The sequence below is a fragment of the Streptomyces sp. SID486 genome, assembly GCF_009865385.1.
Classification (GTDB): Bacteria; Actinomycetota; Actinomycetes; order Streptomycetales; family Streptomycetaceae; genus Streptomyces.
In genome coordinates this window covers 1-9,520 of sequence record NZ_WWJT01000660.1, presented here as the reverse complement: position 1 = coordinate 9,520, position 9,520 = coordinate 1, and the positions used below count along the sequence as shown (strand labels likewise).

Sequence of the window (9,520 nt, the reverse complement as noted above, 5' to 3'; positions counted from 1 at the left end):
CCCGCACCCGACTGGTCACCGGCACCACTCTGGTCACCCGCACCCGACTGGTCACCCGCACCGGCCCCGGCGCCGCCGTCACCCGCGCCGTTGCCGCCCGCGCCGAGGGTCGCGCCGGTGGCCTGGAGGGCGGTGGTGACCGGCTGGAAGAAGGTCTCGCCGCCGCTGGTGCAGTCGCCGCTGCCGCCGGAGGTGAGGCCGAGGGCACTGCCGTCCTGCGTGAACAGGGAGCCGCCGCTGTCGCCGGGCTCCGCGCAGACGTCGGTCTGGATCAGGCCGTTGACGGTGTCGACGCCGTTCGGGTCGGTCTCGCTCTGGAAGTTGACGGTGGCGTCGAGACCCGTGACCTGGCCGTCGTGCAGCCCGGTGGTGGAGCCCATCCGGAACACGGTCGCGCCGACGGTGGCCTCCGCGGCCTGGGTGATCTGCACCGTCTGGCCGTTGCCCGCGTTGACCTCGCTGGGCGCCTGGGTCGCCGCGTCGTCGTACTTGACCAGTGAGAAGTCGCTGCCCGGGAACGTGGCCTGGTCGACGGTGGCGATGGGCCGGCCGGTCGCGGAGTCGGACCAGTCCTTGGCGGCGACCCCGCAGTGACCGGCCGTCAGGAAGGCCGGGCTGCCGTCCGAGGCGGTGACGTTGAATCCGAGGGAACAGCGGACGTTGCCGCCCTGCACCTGGGAGAAGATGGCGTCGCCGCCCGAGACGAACGTCTTGAAGGTGCCGGCGGACTTCTTCAGGGTGGCCATGCCGGAGCCGAGGTCCCGCACGGTCGACCGGAGCCGGTCCCACTTGGCGCCGGTGACGGAGGAGTCGGCGGTGACGAGGACCTTGTCGGTGCGCGGGTCGACGGCCCAGGAGGTGCCGGGGATGGTCGCCCTGGTCTTCAGGGTCCGGGCGGCGGCCTTGAGTTCGGATGCGCTGTTCTCCACCTGGCGGACGACCGCGCCCGCCTTCTTCGCCTGGACGACGACGTTGTCGTCGCCGCTGACCACGTTGACGACGAGCTGCTGCTTGCCGCTGTCGTAGTAGGAGCCGGCGAAGGCCTCGCCGAGGATCTTCTGCAGCTGGGCGGCGACGCCCGAGGCGTCCGCGGCCTTCAGGGTCCTGGCGCCCGTAGGGCCGCCCGCGGTCGCCTCGCCCTGGTCCTGGGAGGCATTGGCGTTGGGCAGCAGGAGGGCCGCCGCTCCGAGTGCCGCGACACCGCCCACCGCTATCGCGGCCTTGCGCTTGGGCATTCGCTTGTGACTCAACCTTCTCGACCTCCTGGGGACGGGGGTCTGCCGCTCATGGGCAGTTCGTATCGGGGTGGGTACCGGGGCGCCTGGATGGCCGTAGGTACGCACCGGCCGCGTGGTGTGTTCAATTCCGTTTCCCAACGGCGGTACGGGCGCGGTGAATCGGCCGGGTTCCGCGTGTCGTGGCGGACGGCCGGGAAAGATCCCCCTCATGACGATGACTCCCGCCGAGGCCGACAAGATCCTCTCTGCCGCCTTCGCCCCGTGGGTGCTCGATCTCGGGCTGACCGTGGAAGAGGTGGGCGAGGACCGGGCCGTGCTGCGTCTGCCCTGGTCGGACCGGCTGGCCAGGGAGGGCGGCGGGCTGTCGGGCCAGGCGCTGATGGCGGCGGCGGACACGGCGACGGTGATCGCGGTCTCGGCCGCCCGGGGCGGTTTCGTGCCGATGACGACGGTGCAGCAGTCCACCTCGTTCCAGCGGGCCGTGAGCGGCGCCGATGTCCTGATCGAGGCGGTCCTGACCAAACTGGGCCGGCGGACGGCCTTCGCCGACGTCACGTTGCGCGACGCCGGGACGGGCGAGCTGGCCGCCCGGGCGAGCACGGTCTACGCGATCCTGGGCTGACACACACAGTTACCGGTCGGTAACGGTCAGCGCCGAACACGAAGCGGAATGCTCCCTTCAGGGAATCTGCACATCCCATTCCCAACGACGTCACCGGCACCCGGGGTTCTGCACATCCGCACGCCCCCCGGCACGCCATTGGCGAGGAGTGCCGGATTCGCGCGGCGGCGGACAAGGCACCCGGGGCGACGATGCGGCGCGGCATGTGAAGGAGTCGCCGACAAGGCGTGCGCACACCTGCACGGTTGCCGTCGCTCACGCACCAAGTGCGCAGGTGGGAGCCCTGTTTGATTGGAAGCGCGCCCCGCGTGCGTGCTTTGATCCATCGCACCGCAGGAGTCAGGCGGGCCTTCCGGCGACGGAAGCCCGGCGCCCGCGGCGGCGGCCGTCCGTCTGTCCCCAGAGGGGGCCGCTCTCCCCCTTGTGAAATACCCATACGAAGGGAAGTTCCACCATGAACTCCACCCCCCAGGTCGAGACCGTCGAGATCTCGGACGCCGAGCTGGACAACGTCGCCGGCGGTCTGTCCGTGAACGCCCTCAACACCGTGACCGGTGCCGTCAACGGCATCGCCCCGGTTTCCGGCCTGGTCGACACGGTCGTCGGCACCGTCGAGGGTGTCACCGGCCTGAACACCCAGCCGGTCACCAACCTGGTCGCCGGTCTCTGATCGCACCCGGTGTCACCGAAGTCCCGGAGCCGTCCCTCGGCTCCGGGGCTCTCGGATGCCCTGAAACACTTGCGTCTCTCCCACAGGTGAGGGAAGTCCCGTGCAGTTCCGCCAACAGGCCCTCGCCAAGCTCCAGTCACCCGAGGAGCTGGACCTTCCGGTGCGGCTCGCCCGGCCGCAGGGCTGGCTCGCGCTCGGCGTCACCGTCGTCGTCATGGCCGCCGCCGCCGTCTGGGCGGTGACCGGCTCGGTCGCCTCCACGGTCGCAGCGCCCGCCGTCCTCACCCACGGACAGGGCAGTTACCTGTTGCAGAGCCCGGTGGCCGGACAGGTGACGGCGGTCCTGGCCCGGCAGGGCGAACGGCTGCCCGCTCACGCACCGGTCCTGAAGGTCCGTACGGAGAAGGGCGACTTCGCGGTGCGGACCGTCGCCGCCGGCCGGGTGACGACACTCGCCGCCGGCATCGGACAGATCATCCGGACCGGCACCACGGTCGCCGCGGTCGAGAAGGTCGCCCACGCCTCCGACCCGCTGTACGCCACCGTGTACGTGCCCGCCGAGAACGCCGCCGCCATCCCCGCGCACGCCTCGGTCGACCTGACCGTGACCTCCGTACCGACGGACCGGTACGGCGTCCTGCGCGGCCAGGTGAAGGCGGTGGACCGTACGGCGCAGTCCCCCCAGTCGATCGCCGCGTACCTCGGGGACAGCCAGCTCGGCGAACAGTTCACGCGCAAGGGCCGCCCGGTGGCCGTCCTGGTGGAACTGGACAGGTCGTCCTCCACGGCGAGCGGCTACCGGTGGTCCACCGCCGGCGGACCGCCGTTCCGGCTCGACTCCATGACCCTCGCCACCGGTTCCGTCCGCCTCGCCGACCAGCGACCCGTCGATTGGCTGCTCCCGTGACCGCCCCGGCCGCGAACGACCAGGAGACCCGCACCCGCAGACGGGCCGCGCCCGCCCGGCGGCCCGCCCCCAAGTCCCGTACCGGCACGGTCCGCACGCCCACGGTGCTGCAGATGGAGGCCGTCGAGTGCGGCGCCGCCTCCCTGGCGATGGTCCTCGGCCACTACGGCCGGCACGTCCCGCTGGAGGAACTGCGCATCGCCTGCGGTGTCTCCCGCGACGGCTCCCGCGCCTCCAACCTGCTGAAGGCGGCCCGCGGTTACGGCCTGACGGCCAAGGGCATGCAGATGGACCTGGCCGCCCTCGCCGAGGTGCGCGCTCCGGCCATCCTGTTCTGGGAGTTCAACCACTACGTCGTCTACGACGGCATGGGCCGCCGGTTCGGCCGGCGCGGCGTCCACATCAACGACCCCGCCAAGGGCCGCCGGTTCGTACCCATGGAGGAGTTCGACGGCAGCTTCACCGGTGTCGTCCTGGTGCTGGAGCCCGGCGACGGCTTCAGCAGGGGCGGGCGCAGGCCGGGCGTGCTCGGTGCCGTGCCGGCCCGGCTGCGCGGCACCGCGGGCACCCTCCCGGCGGCGATGCTGGCCAGCCTGCTGCTGGTCGCGGTCGGCGCGGCGGTGCCCGCGCTCAGCCGCACCTACATCGACATGTTCCTCATCGGCGGGCAGACCTCGCTGCTGGGCGTGCTGTTCACCTCGATGGCCGTCTGCGTGCTGCTCACGCTGGCGCTGACCTGGCTCCAGCAGGCCAACCTGCTGCACGGCCGGATCATCTCCTCAACCCTCTCCAGCGCCCGGTTCCTGCGCCATCTGCTGCGGCTGCCGGTGACGTTCTTCGCCCAGCGCTCCCCCGCCGACCTGGTCCAGCGCCTGCAGTCCAACGACCAGGTCGCCGAGACCCTGGCCCGCGATCTCGCGGCGGCCGGCGTGGACGCGGTCGTGGTCGTCCTGTACGCGGTCCTGCTCTACACCTACGATCCGCAGCTGACGTTCCTCGGCATCGCCGTGGCCCTGCTGAACGTGGTGGCCATGCGGCTCGTCGTACGGCTGCGCGCCACCCGGACGGCGAAGCTGCGCGCGGACACCGCGCGGCTCACCAACACCTCCTACACCGGCCTGCAGCTGATCGAGACGATGAAGGCCACCGGTGGCGAGGACGGCTACTTCCGCAAGTGGGCCGGCCAGCACGCCACCACGCTGGAGGAGCAGCAGCGGCTCGGTGTGCCCAGCGCCTGGCTGGGGGTGGTGGCGCCGACGCTCGCCACCTTCAACAGCGCGCTCATCCTGTGGATCGGCGGGCTGCGTGCGGTCGAGGGGCACATCTCGGTCGGTCTGCTGGTCGCCTTCCAGGCGCTGGTCGCCCGCTTCACCGCTCCGCTGACCCGGCTGAACGGAGTGGCGGGCCGCATCCAGGACTTCGCGGCCGACGTGGCCCGGCTGAAGGACGTGGAGAACTTCCGGGCCGACCCGCTCTACGCCCGGCCCGAAGGGGGCGACTCGGCCCGCCGGCTGCGCGGGCACGTCGAGCTGGAGAACGTCTCCTTCGGCTACAGCCCGCTCGACCAGCCGCTGCTCGCCGGCTTCGACCTGACCGTCGGGCCCGGGCAGCAGGTGGCGCTGGTCGGCGGTTCGGGCAGCGGCAAGTCCACGGTCTCCCGGCTCATCTCGGGTCTGTACACGCCCTGGGACGGGGTGATCCGGATCGACGGCCGGCGGCTGGAGGACATCCCGCGCGGCGCGCTCGCCGCCTCCGTCTCCTTCGTCGACCAGGACGTCTTCCTGTTCGAGGGTTCGGTCCGCGACAACGTGGCCCTGTGGGACCCGTCGATCCCGGACGAGGCCGTGGTGGAGGCGCTGCGGGACGCGGCCCTGTACGACGTGGTGACGCGCCGGCCCGGTGGCATCCACAGCACCGTGGAGCAGGACGGCCGCAACTTCTCCGGCGGGCAGCGCCAGCGCCTGGAGATCGCGCGGGCGCTGGTGCGCCGGCCGAGCATCCTGGTGCTGGACGAGGTGACCAGCGCGCTGGACGCGGAGACCGAGCTGGTCGTGATGGACAACCTGCGGCGGCGCGGCTGCGCGTGCGTGGTGATCGCGCACCGGCTGAGCACGGTCCGCGACAGCGACGAGATCGTCGTCCTGCAGCACGGCACGGTCGTGGAGCGGGGACGGCACGAGGAGCTGGTGGCGCGCGGCGGCGCGTACGCGGCGCTGGTCAGGGAGCGGTGAGATGACGACTGTCCGGGAGGGGTACGACGGCGACCTCGTGATCGGCGCCGTCGGCGCGCTGGGCACCCGGCTGGACTGCGCCGGTCAGGGCCGCCTGGATCTGGAGGGCCCGCAGGTGCTGTGGCTGGTCACGGCCGGCGCCCTGGACCTCTTCGCGGTGGACGCCGCCGAGCAGGGCCACTGGCACCACCTCGGCCGGCTGGAGCCGGGGGCGCTGCTGCTCGGTCCGGTCGCCGGGGCCCGGCACACGCTCGTGGCACGACCGGTCCGGGACTGTGTGGTGCACCGCGTCGGCCTGCGCGAGCTGTACCACCCGGCGCAGACCCAGACCTGGTCGTACGACGAGTACGGCAACCCGGTGCACGTGCCGCCCGCGACCAGCCCGCTGGAGTACGCGGTCGCGCTCGGTGTCGGCCGGGGTCTGTCCGTCCTCTTCCAGGCCCCGATGGCCGAGGACCGCCCGGCCACGCCCACGGACGACGACGTCTTCTGGATGCAGGTGCCGCCGGGCAGTGTCCAGTACGGCTCGACGTACGGCGCGGAGGCCGCCGCCGACCTGCTGATGGACCCGGCGCTGTGGCAGAGCATGGTGGACCAGCAGTACCGGCTGCTGACCGCGCTGGACCGGTGGATCGAGCAGCTGGAGCGGGCGCACGAGACGCGCACGGCCGCCGGCATCAAGGCCGGTGAGGCGGTGCGCGCGCAGGCCGACCGGACGCTGCTGGCGTCCATCGGCAAGCGCTCGGCGCGCCGTCCCACCGCCGCCGACGCGGACGCCTCGTACGCGGCCTGCCGGCTGGTCGCCGAGGCCGCCGGGATCACGCTCGCCGAGCCCGCGCAGAGCGGCGCCGAGAGCGACCGGCTGGATCCCGTCGAGCGGATCGCGCTGGCCTCACGTGTGCGCACCCGGGCCGTACGGCTCGACGGGCGCTGGTGGCGGGAGGACGTGGGCCCCCTGGTCGGCCACCGCACGCTGTCCGGGGCGCCGGTCGCGCTGCTGTGGCGGCGCGGCGGCTACGTGGCCGTACAGCCCGCGACCGGCCGGGAGACACCGGTCGAGAAGGCGAACGCGGCGGAGTTCGAGCCGCGCGCGGTGATGTTGTACCGCCCGCTGCCCGACCGGCGGCTCGGACCGCTCGGACTGCTGCGGTTCAGCCTGCGCGGCGCCCGTACCGACCTGCTGCGTCTGCTGGTCGCGGGCCTGGTGACGGTGGCGATCGGCGCGCTGGTGCCCATCGCGACGGGCAAGGTGCTCGGCGAGTACGTGCCGCGGGCCCAGGTGGGCCTGATCGTCCAGGTGTGCCTGGCGGTGATGGTCAGCGGGGTGGTCGCGGCGGCGTTCACCCTGTTGGAGAACCTGTCGATCCTGCGCCTGGAGGGCCGCATCGAGGCGGCGTTGCAACCGGCCGTGTGGGACCGGCTGCTGCGCCTGCCCACCCGGTTCTTCACCCAGCGCTCCACCGGTGAGCTGGCGAGCGCGGCGATGGGCATCAGCGCGATCCGCCGGCTGCTCGCCGGAGTCGGCCCGGTCGTCGCGCAGTCGGTGACGGTCGGCGCGATGAACCTCGGCCTGCTGTTCTGGTACAGCGTGCCGATGGCGATGGCGGCGATCGGCATGCTCGTCGTCATCGCGGCGGTGTTCACCGGTCTCGGACTGTGGCAGGTGCGCTGGCAGCGGCGGCTGGTGGTGCTCGGCAACAAGCTGAACAACCAGGCGTTCCAGACCCTGCGCGGGCTGCCCAAGCTGCGGGTGGCGGCGGCCGAGAACTACGCGTACGCGGCGTGGGCGCGGCAGTTCGCGCGCAGCCGGGAACTCCAGCAGCGGGTCGGCCGGATCAAGAACGTGACGACGGTGCTCGGCGCGGTCTACCTGCCGGTGTGCACCCTGCTGATGTTCATGCTGCTGGCGGGTCCGGCCAGGGGCGCGATGTCGGCGGCGGACTTCCTCACCTTCAGCACGGCGGTGACGATGGTGCTCACCTCGGTCACCCAGCTGACGGGCGCGTTCGTGTCGGCGGTGGCGGCGCTGCCGCTGTTCGAGGAGATCAGGCCGGTGCTGGACGCCACGCCCGAGGTGCGCACGGGGAGCACCCGCCCCGGCCCGCTGTCAGGTGCCGTGGAGGCCCGGCGGCTGTCCTTCCGGTACGCCGACGACGGACCGCTGGTCCTGGACGACGTGTCCTTCGCGGTGCGGCCGGGCGAGTTCGTGGCGGTCGTCGGCCCGAGCGGCTGCGGCAAGTCCACCCTGCTGCGCCTGCTCATCGGCTTCGACCGGCCGGTCTCGGGCAGCGTCCTGTACGACGGGCAGGATCTCGGGGCGCTGGACCAGTCGGCGGTGCGCCGCCAGTGCGGGGTGGTCCTGCAGCACGCGCAGCCGTTCACCGGCTCGATCCTGGACGTCATCAGCGGCACCGAGCCGTACACGCCGGAGGAGGCGATGGCGGCGGCCGAGCTGGCGGGGCTCGCGGAGGACATCAAGCGGATGCCGATGGGGCTGCACACGATCGTCGCGGGCAACGGTGCGGTCTCCGGCGGCCAGCGGCAGCGCCTGATGATCGCCCAGGCGCTCGTCCGGCGTCCGCGCCTGCTCTTCTTCGACGAGGCGACCAGCGCCCTGGACAACGACACCCAGCGGATCGTCATGGACAGCACCAGCAAGCTGAACGCCACCCGGATCGTCATCGCCCACCGGCTGTCCACCGTCCTGGACGCCGACCGGGTGATCGTGATGGAGGACGGCAAGGTGGTCCAGCAGGGCACACCGGCCGACCTCCTCGCGGACACGGGCGGCCGGCTGCACGAACTGGTCCGCCGCCAGCTGGCCTAGCGTCCACGGCGCAGGGCCCTAGACCGGCCCCTCGCCGCCCGACTCGCCCGACTTGTCCGGCGGGGCCGGCTCGCCCGACTTGTCCGGCCGGGCCGGCTCGCCCGACTTGTCCGGCTCGTGGTGGTGGTGGGACGGCATCCAGTGGTGTTCGGTGAACCAGCGGCCGAACAGGGCGCCCCCGTAGATGACGAATCCGACGCCGATCAGCCAGGACTCGACGACGAGGACGGTGCCGACGGCGCCGTAGCTCAGGGCGTTGGTGACGATGAGCGGGGTGAAGACGAGGTAGGAGAAGGCCCGGAGTCCGGCCAGGCCGACGACCGTGGCCAGTGCTCCGGGCAGCAGCGCGCGCCAGCGGATCTGGCCGCCCAGCAGGAAGCGCTGGCCCCACCAGAAGAAGAGCACACCGCTGACGGCGGACACCGTGATCCGCTGGTCGCCGTGGAGCGTCGTCTTCGTCGCCACCTCCTGGTACAGGTAGACGGTCAGCACCACCAGCCAGGTCGCCTGCCGCCACACCCGGTGCCAGGGGCCGGACGCCAGGCCCCAGATGCGTTCGTAGGCGTTCTGCACACTGCCCCCGAAGGCCACGCCGAAGACGGCGAGCAGCACGCCGCTCCAGACACTGGTGGTGCCGATGACCTTGCGCGGCGGGCTGATGACGTCGGTGATCACGTGCGCGGACCGGCCGGACAGCCCCATGCCGTCGGTGAGCCAGGAGGCGAAGCCGCCCCGTACCAGGGGGTCGGCCGCGGCGACCACGATCAGCAGCGGCGCCAGCGTGACCAGGGCCAGGGTGGCGAACCCCATGGCCCGGTGCATCAGCTCCAGCTCCTGGCCGTGCTCGAACAGGGCCCGGACGCGCAGCCACTCCCACGCGCGGTGCAGGCCGCGCCGCAACCGCCTCACGGCTCCTCCCGTGCTCGCCGCCCACACGCTCTCCCGTAACCGGTTCCTCCAGCGTGGCACGCCCCGGGCGTCTCGCAGCCGGAGCGCGGGCGCCGGCCCGGTGCCGTGGTGCGCAC

At 72.5% G+C, this 9,520-nt stretch carries 7 protein-coding genes; 5 read left to right on the top strand and 2 right to left on the bottom strand.

All coding sequences use genetic code 11. From position 1 onward, the window contains the following. Positions 1 to 1,235: S1 family peptidase (locus GT045_RS30865; RefSeq protein WP_161336189.1), on the bottom strand; the 1,235-nt coding region annotated here is incomplete at its 3' end. A gap of 211 nt (positions 1,236 to 1,446) precedes the next feature. Here GT045_RS30865 and GT045_RS30860 point away from each other — a divergent pair. The 5 genes from GT045_RS30860 to GT045_RS30840 all read left to right on the top strand — a co-directional run bounded on the left by GT045_RS30860 (position 1,447) and on the right by GT045_RS30840 (position 8,495). Next, on the top strand, positions 1,447 to 1,860 hold the full coding sequence (locus GT045_RS30860; protein WP_161289377.1) for a PaaI family thioesterase: 414 nt from the start codon (positions 1,447 to 1,449) through the stop codon (positions 1,858 to 1,860). Between the two features lie 454 nt (positions 1,861 to 2,314). Then, complete coding sequence (locus GT045_RS30855) at positions 2,315 to 2,530, top strand: type A2 lantipeptide (protein ID WP_161289375.1); 216 nt, start codon at positions 2,315 to 2,317, stop codon at positions 2,528 to 2,530. Between the two features lie 100 nt (positions 2,531 to 2,630). Beyond that, positions 2,631 to 3,437, top strand: a complete 807-nt coding sequence (locus GT045_RS30850) for an HlyD family efflux transporter periplasmic adaptor subunit (protein WP_161289373.1) — start codon at positions 2,631 to 2,633, stop codon at positions 3,435 to 3,437. Further along, positions 3,434 to 5,668 carry an NHLP family bacteriocin export ABC transporter peptidase/permease/ATPase subunit gene (locus GT045_RS30845; RefSeq protein ID WP_161336188.1) on the top strand — a complete coding sequence of 745 codons (2,235 nt, stop codon included), beginning with the start codon at positions 3,434 to 3,436 and terminating at the stop codon, positions 5,666 to 5,668. The genes GT045_RS30850 and GT045_RS30845 overlap by 4 nt, the downstream gene beginning before the upstream one ends. A 1-nt stretch (position 5,669) precedes the next feature. Then, the gene (locus tag GT045_RS30840) at positions 5,670 to 8,495 is read left to right on the top strand and encodes an NHLP bacteriocin export ABC transporter permease/ATPase subunit (RefSeq protein WP_161336187.1); all 2,826 of its coding nucleotides are present in this window, start codon (positions 5,670 to 5,672) and stop codon (positions 8,493 to 8,495) included. Positions 8,496 to 8,513: 18 nt separating this feature from the next. Here GT045_RS30840 and GT045_RS30835 read toward each other — a convergent pair whose 3' ends face one another. Then, positions 8,514 to 9,404, bottom strand: a complete 891-nt coding sequence (locus GT045_RS30835; protein WP_345942807.1) for a ribonuclease BN — start codon at positions 9,402 to 9,404, stop codon at positions 8,514 to 8,516. Between the last annotated feature and the right edge of the window lie 116 nt (positions 9,405 to 9,520).

What these genes read in the sequence shown, in the direction of transcription:
- GT045_RS30840 (WP_161336187.1), top strand. Translation starts at nt 5,670, where the DNA reads ATGACGACTGTCCGGGAGGGGTACGACGGCGACCTCGTGATCGGCGCC.
- GT045_RS30860 (WP_161289377.1), top strand. Translation starts at nt 1,447, where the DNA reads ATGACGATGACTCCCGCCGAGGCCGACAAGATCCTCTCTGCCGCCTTC.
- GT045_RS30855 (WP_161289375.1), top strand. Translation starts at nt 2,315, where the DNA reads ATGAACTCCACCCCCCAGGTCGAGACCGTCGAGATCTCGGACGCCGAG.